This window comes from Ruegeria sp. 6PALISEP08 (assembly GCF_001238295.1).
Taxonomy (GTDB): Bacteria; Pseudomonadota; Alphaproteobacteria; order Rhodobacterales; family Rhodobacteraceae; genus Ruegeria.
In genome coordinates this window covers 172,797-187,696 of sequence record NZ_LGXZ01000009.1, presented here as the reverse complement: position 1 = coordinate 187,696, position 14,900 = coordinate 172,797, and the positions used below count along the sequence as shown (strand labels likewise).

Here is a 14,900-nt window from a genome sequence, read left to right as displayed (position 1 = left end):
TGACCCACTCAAAAATCGATCTTCGCGTGTTCTCGGACACTTCGAACTGAACTGGCCTGCCTGTCTTGCTCTGGACGATCGATACGCGGTCTCGAACTGCTCCGGCAACGACCAGATCCGCCACTTTCAGGCGAACAAGATCACAACCGCGAAGTTTGATGTCGATAGCAAGATTGAACAGCACAAGGTTGCGCGGGTTCCCGGCGAGTTCGAGCCGCGCACGAATTGCCCAAACCTGTCTAGGCAGGAGTGGACGTTTCTGACCAATTAGTCGGTTCTTGTTCCACGGCGGCTGAGACGGTCTGACTATTTGAAGCTGAATACTGGACATGGTGAAGTCTCCATCCAGCCCTCCCGCACCAGGCATCGGCACCCTGCCAACCAGCGCACTTTACTGTCTTTGCCATCATAGAAACCGATCGCGCGCATCTCAAACTGCAGTTTAAAACACTCAATGGCCGCTTCTGATCAAGTCGGACGTCCGATCAGAACGAGCCGATGACCGCTTTGCGGACAAAGCCGCCAATTGACCAATGTCCGTGTTGCGGAAGTAGAATTACGTTGAGGTCGCCAACAAACCGTCGTGACCACAACAATTTTTTGGGGTTTAGCCTACCACGGTGGGCCGAGCACGTTCGAATGGGGTCAATGAGCTACGATGGTGGTGAAGCAATCCTTGTTGATTGAGCTTCGCCTTGGGATTTCGAATTCACTATTATTTTTTGAATCAATTCCCTATGGAAGGTCGCTCAATCGCGAGAGCATGCCGGTACCGAAAAATTTAACGAAAGTACGAAGGACGAGTACATTCCTTTGATCTGGATAAGGCCTGTCAACCAGCGCATTTTCAATTTTCAAAAATCTAATTGGTTCGCCAGTCTTCCAAAATAGGAAAAATTGGGCCGGACGGATTTTGAATCCCACTCGATGCTAAGGCCACACCGCCGAGGCCGTTCAGCAAACCCAGATCATTCGAGAACTCGTGCCGATCCAATATCGACCGGCGTATCAAATTTTCACTCCGCAATTGCCAAGAACGCGAATTAGATCGCCTTGCCCAATGCATCAATGCAAATGCTTCGCCCACCATCCCGCAGCACAAGGAGATTCCAGATTGACCACCATTCTTCAAAACGAAGTTTGCAGATTTCTCAGCGACAGAGAAGTAATCATCGCTACCCAGCATTGAGTATGCAAGCGAGTAAAGTAGGAGATGTCCCGATGCACCATTACATAGACCTGACCAGAATCTGTCCTCATCTGGATCTGTGGTAATTGGCCAATAGGCCATATCCTCGAAGGTTTCAGAGAGCGTTATATGCTTGTCCAACATCGCAACGAGTGAACGAGGAACCCCAGTTCCCTTAACTTCGTACCACCGCAACAGACTGAACAAAATACCTGCTCTTCCATGAGCAAAACCCAAATAAAGTATTTTGTCCTCAGTGTCAGTTAGATCATTGAGAATTCTCTCAGCGACGGCGTCGAAGTGGTCGAACGAGACATCGCCTTGCTCTAATAGGATTGGCCCTAAAAGAGATTTCAGAAATGCGGCTCCAAGCAGAATACCTGGCCCACCATTGTATGTATCTAGGGTCCATATGTTGCGCTGATCTCTTGGTTGAGACATGTTGTCTAGAAAACTAGTAGCATAAGCTTCGAATTCGTTGAGTTCATCCAATGCTAGTGAGAAATTTGACCAGCAGTACGCATGAATAGTTCGTACAAATGAATGTCCCGCCCTGCCATGAAAGAGAGAAAGATCCCAAATATCTTCGGGAACTTTCGTAGCCGTTGCAGGCTCAGATTTCATTGGCCAATCTTCTGACATTTTACTGATCCAGAAATTGGACCCGCTCAACATTTTCGCGCTGCGATTAGCGACGGCACATTGCAAGGAAATATATGCCGCACCAGCGGCACCATTCATCATAGAAAGACCTGCGAAACAGCTGTCATTTTCTAGGATATCGGACGACAAGTCTGTTGTCCCTTCAACACCTGAATCTGATAGCTTCTCGTTTTGCGTCCATGAAGAATGTTCCGTTTCGGTCCGTGCAAATGGCTTCGGCAAAGTTTTCGATTGTTTTTGTCTAGCGCTGACGGCGAATGCGTTACAGAAATCTTTCATGCTGGAAAATCGATCAGATGGATCTTTTTCCAACGCCTTGTTCAGGCAATCCTCTACCATTGGCCAGTGGATTTCGAATTCTGATAGACGGCGAGGCGCCTCGCCGACTATTTGGACTAGGGCTTTTTCCCGTTCAAGCGAAAGGTTGAGATAGTGGCGACCAGTAATTACAAGAAATGCAAGAGTTGCCATTGAATACTGTTCACCAAGGCTTGTGCTTTCCACACCGGTTCCAGATGTCTTCACGGCACACGCATACTCAGGCTCGTAGTGATCAAAAACTCCTACTCTGTTGCCGCGTTGCGGAGCAAACTCAGCCGAGGCGGCACCAAAATCCAAAATCGAAACGTTCAGCGAGTCATCGACAAGAAAGTTACCCGGATTAATGTCCCCATGCAAAACGCCTAGGTTGTGAATGCGGGACATGCACTCAAGGGACTTCTCTACGATTTGCGCTCTTTCCGGAAATGACAATTCGTCATACTCAGATAGCCTTCCAAATTCAATGCCGTTAACCCAACTAAGTAGAGTAAAGGAGATGTTTTTTTCGCTGGAAAAATCTAAAACCTTGGGAACGAAATCAACTCCTTTGCTGGTAAGAAATCTTAATATTTCCACTTCCTTTTTCGAATCCCAGACATGAGTGAAGTCACTTTCTTTTAGAGTCACTTTCAGAGCAAAGCGCATGCCCTCATTTGACGCTAGCTCATAGACTTCGGTGTCATTAGTAGTCTTTAAGGGGCGAACTACGGTCAGGTGTTTGTATTTGTCGCCCGGCTTAAGGTGATTGACCCTCTCCACCAATGCTAGTTTCTCGGAATTGACCAAGTAGCCGGTATCTATGAAGGATTTCATAGCATCGTAGCTGTCAGCTAAGATCGTTTTAGCGTCTCCAGGGAAGTCTTGAACGTGCCTCACTATGGCTTCTGGAATCGTCGAAGGAATTCTGAACTTCTCTAGAAGATTTGCCAAATTTTCTGGAAGCTGTTGAGAGGTCCAACGACTTCCTGTTAAAGACGCGATATATTGACCACTGTCTGTGTCAAGCTTCCGTTGTATATCTGGGGGAAGCGAATCGACATGCACAATGGATGCCTTACTGTTTAAAATATATCGGATAACTTTAGTATTTTTAGTCATTTAGCGGGGCCCAGGTAAGTGGACAGCAGCGGCCAATATATAGCCGCGCCAGAACATGATCGAGGCCAGTGGCCAAATCTGTGTTTGTTTGACCAAGTTCGCCAATCAAGTTGGCAATAATCGTGCAAATATACGAACGCCAACTGCGCTGGCCTGACCTTATTGCTGAATCTGATTGCTCAATCTCTGAGCTCCAAGAGATGAGGCCATCTTTTTTCGCCGAAACTGAAAATGGGACACCTTGAGGCGTCACCTTCTGAAATTTCTGCTCTATCTCTCCGATAAACGTTTCAGTTTGCTTATGGTCAGAGGTATATACAACGATCTTATCTGGGCGATTAAGATCTGCGAAAGTACGACCGACTTTTAGAGCGGGGACCATAATTTGATCGGCAGTTTTAACGACTTGTCTTATAACTTCCGGTACGAACTCAATTTGAGGGCTCACGTAAATTTTTTCTGCAATTCGGCATTTGTACCCTTCACTAATGGGCAACCATCTGACCCATCTATCTTTCAAATCTAACTTTTTCAGAACTTTTAGATCCACTCCATTGCTATGTTGAAGTAACCAATCGGTCATATCATTTTTGGCAGCGCATTCTTTGAGAGTATTACCGGCAGGGCTGGAATTATAGCGATATAGTTCGTCAAATATCCTAGCAGCGCCCAAATTGCGACAACGGAAAGCGTGAATAATCGCTTGCCTTGATATCTTTTGGAGTCGTTGATTGAGCACAACCCTAGCAAGGTTGTTCCTTGCTACTAAGCAATTTATTGCCTTTACCCCCGTTTGGAACGTATTATTCGCATCTTGGATTTGTAGCAATCCATCCAAAACCATTGCGTACAGTTGCCGTCGTGGCGGGCAAACAGACAGAAGCGGATCACCCAAGCAAAATGTTCTCGGAAGCTCCAGAATTCTCAAAGTTCTGGCTACGTCCCCGTCGACCAAATGGGCCTTGTGGCCCTCGATATCAATCGCCTTCCAAACGATGCGACCATTTCCTCCATTGGTCCGCCTGCTGGATTGGCTCGAAGACGCATCATTGTTTTCTAAGCGTAACGACGGATTGGACCGTATGGTTTGGCCAAATATTGACTTGAGCGTGATGTGGTGGGCAGCCGCATCTACGTCTTTCATAGTCAACCAATGAGTTGTTTTACAAGAAGTTTCTCCAGTTCTTCGGTGAGCTTCTCTAATTGTTCTTCTTTTATCTTGGTCTCAATTTGAAAAACATCTCCGCGTATCGCACACGATGTGCCAACGCACGTGTAGCGGGCAGATTCATCTGGGGCAAAACATCCAGGACAGGTTACGACGCCTGGACAAATGTAGGAGCCACCAGAGTTGCAGCGACCCACCGCACCAGCCTCGTCTTCTACATTTAGGGTTAATTTCACGGTTGCGTACTTCAATTTTCCCACTCCATAAATTTTGCATCTGAATAATGAGCTGATGATACGAAAGACGGGAAAAAATGCTAGTAGCATTTTTTTGGGGTCTGAACTCGTTGTTGTTTACAGCCAGAAAATTACAGTTGCGGCGAGAGCGAAGGCAGAGACAACTCTTTTTTGCATTTGACGTGTCGGGCTGCCTCGCGCCCGCGAGGCCACAGGAATTCCAAGCAAGGTCTAGGCCTAGTTTTGCATTTTGTATTGGCGCTTGTCCCATCTAATGGCCGACAAGCGCTTTTTTCAACCGGGAGTGCTGGCGTTCATCCGTTTGTCTTTCAACGCCTCTCGGCATCAGCTTGTATCATAGCCTCGCTCCCAAGAAGCCTTTCAACATCTGGCATGCTACTCAGAAGACTTAACTGATACTAGCGACCGTGGTTGGTCTCGCAGAGCCTAAAGCCTGAGATGACATGCAATTCCCGTATTCGAGGCTTCATAAGGACGATTTAGCTCGCCTGTCCTTGAAAATGAACGTTTCTAAGAGGCGAGTTGGAATGCGCGGCGAGCTGAAGAAAAACGATGTCGACCTCTCTCAGAACTGTCTCTCTATATCTGGTGTCTCGTTAGGACCGAAGTCCATCAAGTTTTGAGAGGCCTAGAAAACCAGACGTTCGCTACGGCCTGCCTAAGGAACAGGTTAGGCTCAGAACAGTCATTCGCTGCACTTGGCATGAGCGGCTGATTTTGAGCGCGAAGCAGACGTTGTTCTTTCTAAATGACGTAGCCGCTTTTTGTTTTGTCCGCGCTACGCCGCCCGCTCCTTGAAGCTGACAGACTTAGCGATTACATATCAATCGTGAGCGGACAGCCCGCAATTCCCCCAAACATGATGACGCTCGTCTACCGAGCTTTGCCCGTAAGTCGCGGAAGACCGCCGGGGTATGGACCGCCCGAGATATGCTTGCGACCGGTGCGAATGGTCTGGGTCTAGCGCCGATCCACTGATGAGCCTAAGGCAGGGCGAAACCAACAGCATCCAGAGCGTCACGAAAATCGTGATCACCAACCCCGCCCTGGGGTGGTCGCCGGTGGCAACAGCCAACGGGATGCGCATCAACATGATGAATAGGAGAAATCACTTGGATCAAGATATCCAACTTGAAGCTGCTGCAGCAAGGCACATCGTCCTGATCGCCATGGCCTACTGTGAAGCCCAAACAGCAACGAGCGGCGAGGAAAGCCCGATTGTGCATGACCGGCAGTGGCAGGCCTGCTGTGGTGTCGCTGCGCGCTTCCTGAGCGATCCTGAAGCTATGACACCGCAACTCTGCCACCATGAATGGCGGCTCAGCCAAATGCGGCACAGTCATCCGCAGTTCTGGCCTGCTGCCGCATCTCGCACTTGGGATGAACTCGACCCGATGGACCAGTATGTCGAGCGGGCTGGTTTGGCAGCAATGCGTCAGGCGCTGGACGAAACACGGAGGTCCTCGCGGGGTCGCACCGCGGCGCTGCAATGAACGTCGGGCGTTAAAAAGCAGCATTATGCTTGATGTGAACAACAGAAAATATACAGACGGACGAGACACAAAACATCCCAACCTCCCAACCAAACGCCCGACAGGGAAGTTGGGAGGTTTTATTGCATGTCCACCCACAACGAAATGGCCGGCCTAGCTCGTTTGGCCTCGTTACAAGCTGTCCCACTTTAAATCAGGCCGTCTTGAGGATAGCATTTTCGAACCGAGCGCCTTTGCTATTGGGTCCTGGAACGAGACGTGGCTCTACATGACGCAAGCGCCGAGCGAAGCTGTTGCGCGCAGGAATTCGGCTGTCCGGTACACCTTCTGCGGCACACCACTGACGGAAATTCGAATACAGATCAGCAACAGTGACGACGTTGTTTGCCTTGATGGATAGTCTCTCTGCCGCCCACGCACGAACCCGGTCCGCATCCCTCATCCACGCCTCCTTGGCTATGCGTGATGTCATGGGATCCGCCATGCGCCGCGTGGTCAAAAGTTCCGCAGCCGCAACCACGACAAGATGAAGTAGAAGATCCGCCTCGTGTTCGATTATGCGATCTGCCAATCCCTCGTCGGCTTGCTCTTCGGAATACGCTTTGTCGAAGACCAGGACCTTGAAGCGGCGCTCAACGCCGCTGTCGATCCCCCCGCTAAATGCCGGCAGCTCATTGCAGATGAACACATGCTGCGCCTTGGGACTGAAATAGAACGGTATGCCGTACGGCAGCCGGGCATGACAGATGTCCCCGGTGATGACCTTTTTTAGCGCGTCGCCTGAAAGATCACGATCCGACGTCTCCTCCGCAACGTTCAGCGCGCACCCGCGCAAAACTGAGACGAAGTAGTCTTGTCCCATCTTGGCTGGCGGCACCGACTGAAGTGCATCCGCTGAGATCAATGATGAGATGACCTTGCGCGTGGTACTTTTTCCTGCGCTGCCCGGCCCAATCCAAATAAGGGCCTGCGGGTGTTTCATTTGCGTGCCGATACCAAGTGCCGCTGCGGCGGCTGTCTGCAGGATCAGCTCAATCCGCGCGCTTTTGTCTTGTTCAGCCATGTCCAAGTCGAACTCAAGGTTTGGTGCCTCGTGCTGCAGCCGCCTCAAAGTCGTTTTTGCTGAGAACAAACCCGTGAGCAGCTTCATCACGTCGCTTCCCAAAAGCCGCTTCTCAGCATCCTGCACTGGCCATACACCACGTACGGCATGCCGAGCCCGGTGCTTGCGGGCATGTGGTTCGAGCCGTGGGACATATTCACCTGTTGCAACGTCTTGTTCGAACACAACGAACCCGCTTTCACAGGTGATGCCAACAGGCGCACCTTCAAAAAACCCATCGTCATCGCGTTTGGACATGAGAAGCGACTTGACACTCTGCGCCTTACTTGACGTGATCTTGACCTCGCCAATACCGTTGGACGGCGTAGGGTAAGTGGCACCGTCAAAGCGCGCGATGGCACGCGTAAGCCGATTGTCGTTGAGAACAGTCCAAAGCTTGCCATCGTAAATCCAAACTGTGCCCTCAGTGATGACAATGCGACCAAAGAGATCTTCTAGGTTTTCCAGCACACGATCGGCAATCTCTTCGTCGCTACCACGGACCAGCTGCTCAACGTTGGACCTTCGCTGCCGCGCGTGGATGCGGTCGGCATCATCCACGGCGGCGGCAACAGCCCGACGTCCCATATCCTGGAGCAGATCGTTCAAATCGGCCTTTTCACCAAGGTTTGACGGTACTGTGACGACATGGACCCGTGCATTCGGGTTTTCTGCCGCCAGTTCACGCGCGATCTGGCGGCAGTCCTGCGCTTTGTCGCTGTCGGCAATGATCTCAATCCGACCGGCGTTTGCTCCTATCGTTTCGGGGCGGATGGACCCGAGGCACACCCTGATCTCTGCTGGCCCAGCAAACAACCGGGTCAATCCGGTTTCGATACCTTCGGCGATCGCAATTGTGCCTGTACCCAGTTTGTTTTTGATCCGAACTGAACCATCCCCGATGTAGCCTGCGCTCAGTTTGGTCTTCTTGCCGTTCTCGTCGCGTATCGGTTGCCCATTGTGGTTCAGGATTGTGCCCTGCATGCCAACAATATTTCCATCGTCATCCGTAACCACCGCCACGAGAGCCGGGCTTTTCTTACCACCCGGTTTGCATTGGAAATCTGGAGCATATCGCAAAGCGTCGTGTTCAAGATCGATCCCAACCAATCCACGGATGTTGCGCAAGTATTCTTCGCCGGGTGAGCCGGCCAAGGGGCGTGTCTTCGCAACCTGCTCCTGCACCCATGCGATCTTAGCAGCCTTTTCATCAGATGCCGCGTCGGAGCGTGCTCTTTCCTCCGCTTCTCGCTGCACGGCTTGTTCATCAGTCTCTTCACGGTTCTCCGAGGCCGCCTGTTCTCCCGGTTCCGATTGCTTCTGCTTCCGCCGTCCTTCAAGAACCCTTTCGCCAGTTATGGCTTCAATCTCGCGTACAGCAGCGTTGAAGTCGGCAAGGCCTCGTACCTTCATTAGCGCATCGGTCAGCGAAACCCCTGTTTCGGGCACGCACGTGCAAAAAATACGATTAGCGTCTGCATCGTAGCGAAATGAAGGGTTCTTATCTTCATGGTCAGGAAGCGGGCAGCGCTGATGCTTTTTTCCAGTTTGTGGTTTGGCACCAATGGCGGCGAGAATTTTGTCCGCGTGTGATTCCTCGACGATGCGGAGACGCTCGGTCAAATTTTTGATTGGTCCCCTCATGCCCGCCACCGCTGCGTTTCGGTCCGGTATGCTGCAGATTTTGCCTGCATACTTTGTTCCTTTCCTTGGTCTAGGGAGAGCGACAATCATCACTGGCCCCGTTGCGCTCTCCGTGCGGCGGGGTTTCTCTATTCCTATTCCGCTGCCAGATCGGGCGTGTCGATCTTCACCAGCCGCCAGTCGATACCCGCCGCAATTGCGCGGACATGTTCAGCGCGCCAGAAATGCTGGCGACCAATCTGTATGGGTTCCGGCGCATCGCCGCTGTCCACCATACGCAACCAAGTGCTTGGCGATCCGGGGAACATGCCCAAATGACCGCTGTGGGTGGACAGTTGCTTAAGGGTGAAGAGGCCTGTATTCGGGAACGCGTCTGGGGCGATGGGCATACGGGCGACACTCATGCGGGTTCCGCCGTCTGAGCCAGAACCTCCCGGCCCAGCTTCTCAGCCTTCTTGGCGTCGAGGCCTTCGTAGCTGCGAAAGACATCACGGGGATCATCGTTGCAGCCGCCTTCGATGTAGTCGGCGATATCACTACCGAGATACCGGACCTGTCCGGTTGGGAGGTTTATGAATTTCGGGCCGAGATGATACTCGCGCCAGTGGTTCAACAGATGGAACTCGTCATCGCTGAGACCGAGCAGCGCCGCCACGTACCGCTCATCATAGAGACGGTGCGGAACGGGCGCTTCGATGTGATCTGACATTGCCAGCCTCCTGAAAAAGATACTGGCATTGTTTTTAGAACACACTGACCCGACGAACTGATACCCTTGTTCGCCAGGCTTATTTTTATGGCTTAAACAGGTCTGCGGCTGCTTCGAGGGGTGTTATGGAATTGTGTTTGCGCTCTAATTCCAGGTTGTATTTTCCGATCTGATAGTCGATGCGGGCGAGATAGACCGGCTCACTTCCCGAGTTGGAAAAGTCTGGCGGCTCTACATCCCGGTTGTCTTTGTGCCAGCGCGCCGCCTTGGCGCGATCAACTCCCGCGAAGCCAGCGACATCGGTGCGGGCGTCATCTTCATTTGCACCGGCCTTGATCAAATGATTGATCGACGCGACGACCTTTGCACGCAGGACAATTTCCTCAGGCGATACGGCATTGCCACCGGCGCGCTTTTTGTGGATGCGCTCATTTTCTTCCCTGAGTGTGCGTTTCAGGGCCGGGAATTCAATTCCAACTCCCCCGAAGAAATCCAGAACGCCAACAATCTCATCGGCCAATTCGACATCACCAGGCAGATCGGGCTGCGACCTGATCCGTGTGCGCAGTTCTTCGAGAAGCGACAACACGCGATCTGCCTCCATCTGGTTGTCCGCCTCACTCATACCTTTGCTCCCGCAATCATCGGCACGACGTTAGCACGGGCCTCCTGCAACTGAACCAGAAACTGCGAATAGGCCTCCATCATCACTCGGCGCCGGGCGAGGTACGATGTGCGGTCGTATGCGCGGCCATGCTGCTCCTTCGATGCGTGGCTCAATTGCGCTTCTGCCAGTTTCTCTTCGAACCCGAGCCGCTCGGTCACCAATGTGCGCAGTGTAGCCCGCAACCCGTGGGCGTCGGTCTCTCCATCAAATCCGATCTTGCGGATCATGTTCATTGTGGCCGGTTCAGACACGGGGCCGTTCTCGCTGGCAAAGACGAATTCGCGGTGGCCGTTGAGCTTGTACATCTCATTCAAGATATCCATCACCGGGTCCGTCAGGGGAATGGCAATCGTAATGCCCGTCTTGGTGACGGCGTTATTCCATACACGCTCACCCATGTTGATGTCCGCCCAGCGCATTTTGCGCACTTCACCGGCCCTCTGACCTGTATGCGCAATGATCTGAACCAGAGGCTTGCCCAAGGTCTGATGCGGCCACGCCTCCAGCGACTGCAGAAACAGCGCCAGACGCTCTGGCTCAACGATGGCTGGGTGGTGCTTCTTCGGCTGGGGCTTGAACCTGTCGATCACGTTTGCTCCCGGCACGACAGAGATCAAGCCTTCGGCCTCAGCATAGCCTAGAACCTGCCGCAGGATGCGAATGACCCGGCGTGCAGTCTCGTGCGATCCACGATCCGCGATCTTGAGCGCAACGGCCTTGATATCGACTGCCGTGATATCCGCGACCACTACAGTCCCCAACAGAGGGATGGCATCCTTTTCGATCCGGTTGCGGGCGCGGACATAAGTCTTCTCTGCCCAGTGTGGACGCTCCTCTGCCAGCCATGCGCGTGCGACACCGGCGAAGGTGGTGTCCGTCAGACCTGACCGAGCCTGTACCCCTGCGCGCATCTCCGCCACGTCGGGGGTGATATTGGTGTCTAGCAGGTTTCTCTGCACCTCGACGCGCTGTCGCGCGTCCTTGAGGCCGACAGAGGGATAGGAGCCCAAGGTCATCTCACGCTGCTTGCCATCGACCCTGTAACGCCAGACCCACGTCTTGCTGCCTTTCGGGTGAACGATTAGAGCGAGGCCACCGCCATCTGCCAGCTTGATCTTCTTATCGCCCGGCTTCGCAGCTTTGATTTGTCTGTCCGTTAGTTTGGTCATCATGCATACTTTCTCACTGACGAACCCCACACAGACCCCCACAATGGGACTTCTGGCAGAGCCCAAGTTTCCTTGGGGGTGAGAAAGACTGGCACGTCAAAGGCCTTACTTTCAAAGCCGTATGACTGCGAGTGAATTCGAAGTGAGGATAAAGATGGTGGAGCCTAGGGGAGTCGAACCCCTGACCTCTTGCATGCCATGCAAGCGCTCTCCCAACTGAGCTAAGGCCCCATCAAGGTACCGTCGATACGGTGAGCGGACGTTTAGGAGACAGTGGCGACGAGTGCAAGTCCAAAAATGGAGTTGAACGTGAATTTCCGTCCGACCTGCAGGTCAAATGAAAAAGGCGGCCCTAAGGGCCGCCTTTTGCTTGATCAGTTGTCGTCTTCCGAAGGCATTTCGGTAATGTCGTCCAGAGACACTTCATCACTGCTGTCGTCATCGTCGTCCAGCAGATCGTCATCCAGTTCGACTTCGACATTGTCGTCATCGTCCAGAACCAGTTCTTCTTCCGAGGCTTTTTCACGCGCCTTGACCGAAGCTGCATCCTCTGCATCCGCTGCGATCATGCGGCTTTTGGATGTTTCAAGCTCCACGATCTCGCCAGTGTAGGGGCTGATGATCGGGTCCTTGTTCAGGTCGTAAAACCGCTTACCGGTTGTCGGGCAAACGCGCTTTAAGCCCCATTCTTCCTTGGGCATGTCAATTCCCCTTGATATCAGGTGAGTCGTCTAAATGATTCAGTCCACGTGCCACAGCTGGCGGGTACTGTCAAAGTCTTTGCGCAGGAGATGTCGCGATATGGGAGAGCACGCATTGCCAGGGACGCCGCCGGTGCCACTGAGGTTGCGCAAATCGGCCCGGGCGCGGCGTATCAGTTTACGAATTTCCCAGCTGGATGGCCGGGTTACCTTGACTTACCCGATTGGAGTGCCGGAAACCGAAGCCCTGAACTTTGCGCGCACCAAAGAAGAGTGGATCCGGCAGCATCTGCAGGATCGGCCGGACATGGCCCAAGTGCAGTTCGACCAACTGATCCCGATTGAAGGCGTTGCCCGGCGAATCGTGCCTGCAAACGGTCGGCGGGTCTTGCTTCAGGCAGATGAAATTGCGGTTCCCGAAGGGGCAGAAGCGCGGCGGTTGGCCCGGTTCCTCAAGGAACTGGCACGGGACCGGTTGACCGGTGCGTGTGACGACTATGCGGCTATGCTGGGGCGGTCATATTCGACGCTCAGCCTGCGCGATACGCGGTCCCGCTGGGGCTCGTGCAGTTCGCACGGAGGGTTGATGTTTTCATGGCGCCTCATTCTGGCGCCGCCCGAGGTGTTGCATTATGTGGCGGCGCATGAGGTGGCGCATCTTGCCGAGATGAATCACTCGCCTGCTTTCTGGGCCCAGGTCGAGAAAATCTTTGGCCCGTATCAGCAACCCCGCCGCTGGTTGCGCGACAACGGGGCCGAGCTGCATCGCTACAGGTTTGACGCAGAGCCGAGTTGACCTTGCGCGATTTTGTGACCACAAAAACGTATGATGAACGCGCGCCCCTCTGAAACCCAAACTGCCACGCATGACCGGGTGTACCGGGCTCTGCGATCTCGAATCATGCATGGAGAGATGGCGCCAGGTCAGGCGCTAACCCTGCGCGGCATCGGTAAGGAATTCGGTGTCTCGATGACACCGGCGCGCGAGGCGGTGCGCCGCTTGGCTGCTGAAGGGGCGTTGTTCCTGTCAAGCTCGGGGCGGGTCTCGACCCCTGAGCTGACCAATGACCGGATCGAGGAGCTGGCGGCGCTGCGTGCGTTGCTGGAGGTTGAGCTGGCAAGCCGGGCTTTGCCACGCGCACATATTGCGCTGATCGACCGCCTGCAGAGCATCAATATGACCGTTGCCGAGATGGTGACTAAACGAGACGCGGTTGGCTATATTCGGTCAAATCTGGAGTTTCACCGCACCTTGTATCTGCGTGCCCAAGCGCCTGCGATGCTGGCCATCGCCGAAACTGTATGGTTGCAGTTGGGGCCAACGATGCGAGCGCTTTATGGGCGTCTGCGGCGCACCGAGCCACCGCATTACCACAAGCTGATCATTGCTGCGCTCAAAGCCGGGGACGAGCCCGGCTTGCGGTTGGCGGTACGCTCGGATGTCACGCAAGGGTTGCGTTTGCTGGTGAGCTGAGCGGCTTCCCGCCGACATCGCATTGATGCTCTTCCCGGGCGTCACTCTACTGGCCTGCGAGGTTCTGCTGGGGTACGCTGTGGCCAAATCACAAACAAGAGCAGACCCCAACCATGATTACACGCCGTGCCTTTTCTTTTTGCCTTGGATCAACGTTATTGGCCGCCTGTACAGGCGGCAGTGCTCCGTCAAGCGCCCCTGCATCCCGAATGCGGGCAGTTCCTAACACGGGCTGGGATAACTGGGTTGCCGGGTTCAAGACCCGCGCCACATCGCAAGGGATTTCCCAGACCACCCTTGATCAGGCCTTTCGCGGGGCAGGGTACTTGCCAGACGTGATTGAACGCGACCGCAACCAGGTCGAGTTCAAGCGCTCGCTCGAAGATTATCTTGCCATCGCCGCCTCGGACGAGCGGATTGAAACCGGTCAGAAGATGCTACGGCAATATAACGGCACCCTGTCGCAGATCGAGGCGCAATATGGGGTGGACAAGGAAATTGTCGTGGCCATCTGGGGGCTGGAAAGCCGCTATGGCGCGCGGCGCGGGGATGTACCCGTGGTTTCAGCCACATCGACGCTAGCATATGACGGGCGGCGCGGTGCGTTTTTCGAAAAGCAATTGGTTGCGGCCCTGCGTATCTTGCAAGAAGGCGACACTACACCTGCCAACATGACCGGCAGCTGGGCCGGGGCGATGGGGCATACGCAGTTCATCCCGACCTCGTACCTCGCCTATGCTGTGGATTTCACCGGCGACGGGCGGCGCGATATCTGGTCCGAGGATCCGACGGACTCGCTGGCCTCTACGGCGTCGTATCTCGCACGTGCGGGATGGGTGCGGGGCCAGCCATGGGGCGGAGAGGCTGGAACCGTCTCGGGCTCACCGGTCGCCGTTTTGCAGCCTCAGACACCAGGGCCGCGTATTGCCGTATTCCGAAACTTTCAGGTGATCAAGCGCTACAACAACTCGGACAGCTACGCGATTGGCGTGGGTCACCTGGCCGACAGGATTGCGGGTGGCGCACCGTTTCAGGCGTCGTTCGGGCCGGACGCAAATGGTCTGACGCTGGAGGATCGGAAAGAGTTGCAGCGCCGTCTGACGTCAGCGGGTTATGACACCAAAGGCGCGGATGGGGTGATCGGTAAGAACACCACCTCTGCCATCAGCGCTTATCAAAGCGCCAACGGCCTGTCTGTTACCGGTGAGCCTTCGGTTGGTTTGCTGCGCCGATTGGGTGGCTGAC

Annotated in this window: 14 protein-coding genes and 1 tRNA gene; 5 read left to right on the top strand and 10 right to left on the bottom strand. The window is 53.9% G+C overall.

Features of this window, described 5'->3' with window-relative positions:
- Positions 1 to 271: hypothetical protein (locus tag ALB80_RS22425; RefSeq protein WP_172677901.1), on the top strand; the 271-nt coding region annotated here is incomplete at its 5' end.
- Between the two features lie 591 nt (positions 272 to 862).
- On the opposite strand, the gene ALB80_RS14875 is transcribed toward ALB80_RS22425, so the two are convergent.
- Genes ALB80_RS14875 through ALB80_RS14865 form a run of 3 tightly spaced genes read right to left on the bottom strand, consistent with a single transcriptional unit; the run spans position 863 to position 4,690 of the window.
- Positions 863 to 3,271: a lanthionine synthetase LanC family protein gene (locus ALB80_RS14875; RefSeq protein ID WP_083445318.1), complete on the bottom strand. Its 2,409-nt coding sequence runs from the start codon at positions 3,269 to 3,271 to the stop codon at positions 863 to 865.
- A complete protein-coding gene (locus ALB80_RS14870) occupies positions 3,264 to 4,415 on the bottom strand; it encodes a hypothetical protein (protein ID WP_050604867.1) in 1,152 nt (383 codons plus the stop codon). Before ALB80_RS14870 ends, ALB80_RS14875 begins: the two co-directional genes overlap by 8 nt.
- Positions 4,416 to 4,417: 2 nt before the next feature.
- Complete coding sequence (locus tag ALB80_RS14865; protein WP_157054220.1) at positions 4,418 to 4,690, bottom strand: hypothetical protein; 273 nt, start codon at positions 4,688 to 4,690, stop codon at positions 4,418 to 4,420.
- A 1,118-nt stretch (positions 4,691 to 5,808) separates the two neighbouring features.
- Here ALB80_RS14865 and ALB80_RS14855 point away from each other — a divergent pair.
- Positions 5,809 to 6,189, top strand: coding sequence for a hypothetical protein (locus tag ALB80_RS14855; protein WP_157054219.1), 381 nt, complete (start codon positions 5,809 to 5,811; stop codon positions 6,187 to 6,189).
- A 193-nt stretch (positions 6,190 to 6,382) separates the two neighbouring features.
- On the opposite strand, the gene ALB80_RS14850 is transcribed toward ALB80_RS14855, so the two are convergent.
- The 7 genes from ALB80_RS14850 to ALB80_RS14820 all read right to left on the bottom strand — a co-directional run bounded on the left by ALB80_RS14850 (position 6,383) and on the right by ALB80_RS14820 (position 12,181).
- Entirely contained in the window at positions 6,383 to 8,704 is a 2,322-nt protein-coding gene (locus tag ALB80_RS14850; protein WP_172677900.1) for a phage/plasmid primase, P4 family, read from the bottom strand.
- 365 nt (positions 8,705 to 9,069) lie between these two features.
- A complete protein-coding gene (locus tag ALB80_RS14845) occupies positions 9,070 to 9,339 on the bottom strand; it encodes a hypothetical protein (protein WP_050604862.1) in 270 nt (89 codons plus the stop codon).
- Positions 9,336 to 9,644, bottom strand: a complete 309-nt coding sequence (locus ALB80_RS14840) for a hypothetical protein (RefSeq protein ID WP_050604861.1) — start codon at positions 9,642 to 9,644, stop codon at positions 9,336 to 9,338. The genes ALB80_RS14845 and ALB80_RS14840 overlap by 4 nt, the downstream gene beginning before the upstream one ends.
- Positions 9,645 to 9,729: 85 nt before the next feature.
- Positions 9,730 to 10,269 (bottom strand): hypothetical protein, encoded by a 540-nt coding sequence (locus ALB80_RS14835; protein ID WP_050604860.1) that lies wholly within the window; start codon positions 10,267 to 10,269, stop codon positions 9,730 to 9,732.
- On the bottom strand, positions 10,266 to 11,483 hold the full coding sequence (locus ALB80_RS14830) for an integrase arm-type DNA-binding domain-containing protein (protein WP_050604859.1): 1,218 nt from the start codon (positions 11,481 to 11,483) through the stop codon (positions 10,266 to 10,268). Before ALB80_RS14830 ends, ALB80_RS14835 begins: the two co-directional genes overlap by 4 nt.
- A gap of 152 nt (positions 11,484 to 11,635) precedes the next feature.
- Positions 11,636 to 11,711 (bottom strand) — tRNA-Ala (locus tag ALB80_RS14825).
- Between the two features lie 143 nt (positions 11,712 to 11,854).
- A complete protein-coding gene (locus ALB80_RS14820) occupies positions 11,855 to 12,181 on the bottom strand; it encodes a TIGR02300 family protein (protein WP_050604858.1) in 327 nt (108 codons plus the stop codon).
- Positions 12,182 to 12,281: 100 nt separating this feature from the next.
- Between ALB80_RS14820 and ALB80_RS14815 the strand changes: the two genes are divergently transcribed.
- The 3 genes from ALB80_RS14815 to ALB80_RS14805 all read left to right on the top strand — a co-directional run bounded on the left by ALB80_RS14815 (position 12,282) and on the right by ALB80_RS14805 (position 14,899).
- Positions 12,282 to 12,977: a M48 family metallopeptidase gene (locus ALB80_RS14815; protein ID WP_050604857.1), complete on the top strand. Its 696-nt coding sequence runs from the start codon at positions 12,282 to 12,284 to the stop codon at positions 12,975 to 12,977.
- A gap of 30 nt (positions 12,978 to 13,007) precedes the next feature.
- The gene (locus tag ALB80_RS14810) at positions 13,008 to 13,655 is read left to right on the top strand and encodes a GntR family transcriptional regulator (protein ID WP_050604856.1); all 648 of its coding nucleotides are present in this window, start codon (positions 13,008 to 13,010) and stop codon (positions 13,653 to 13,655) included.
- 113 nt (positions 13,656 to 13,768) lie between these two features.
- Complete coding sequence (locus tag ALB80_RS14805; RefSeq protein ID WP_050604855.1) at positions 13,769 to 14,899, top strand: lytic murein transglycosylase; 1,131 nt, start codon at positions 13,769 to 13,771, stop codon at positions 14,897 to 14,899.
- Position 14,900: the final 1 nt, after the last annotated feature.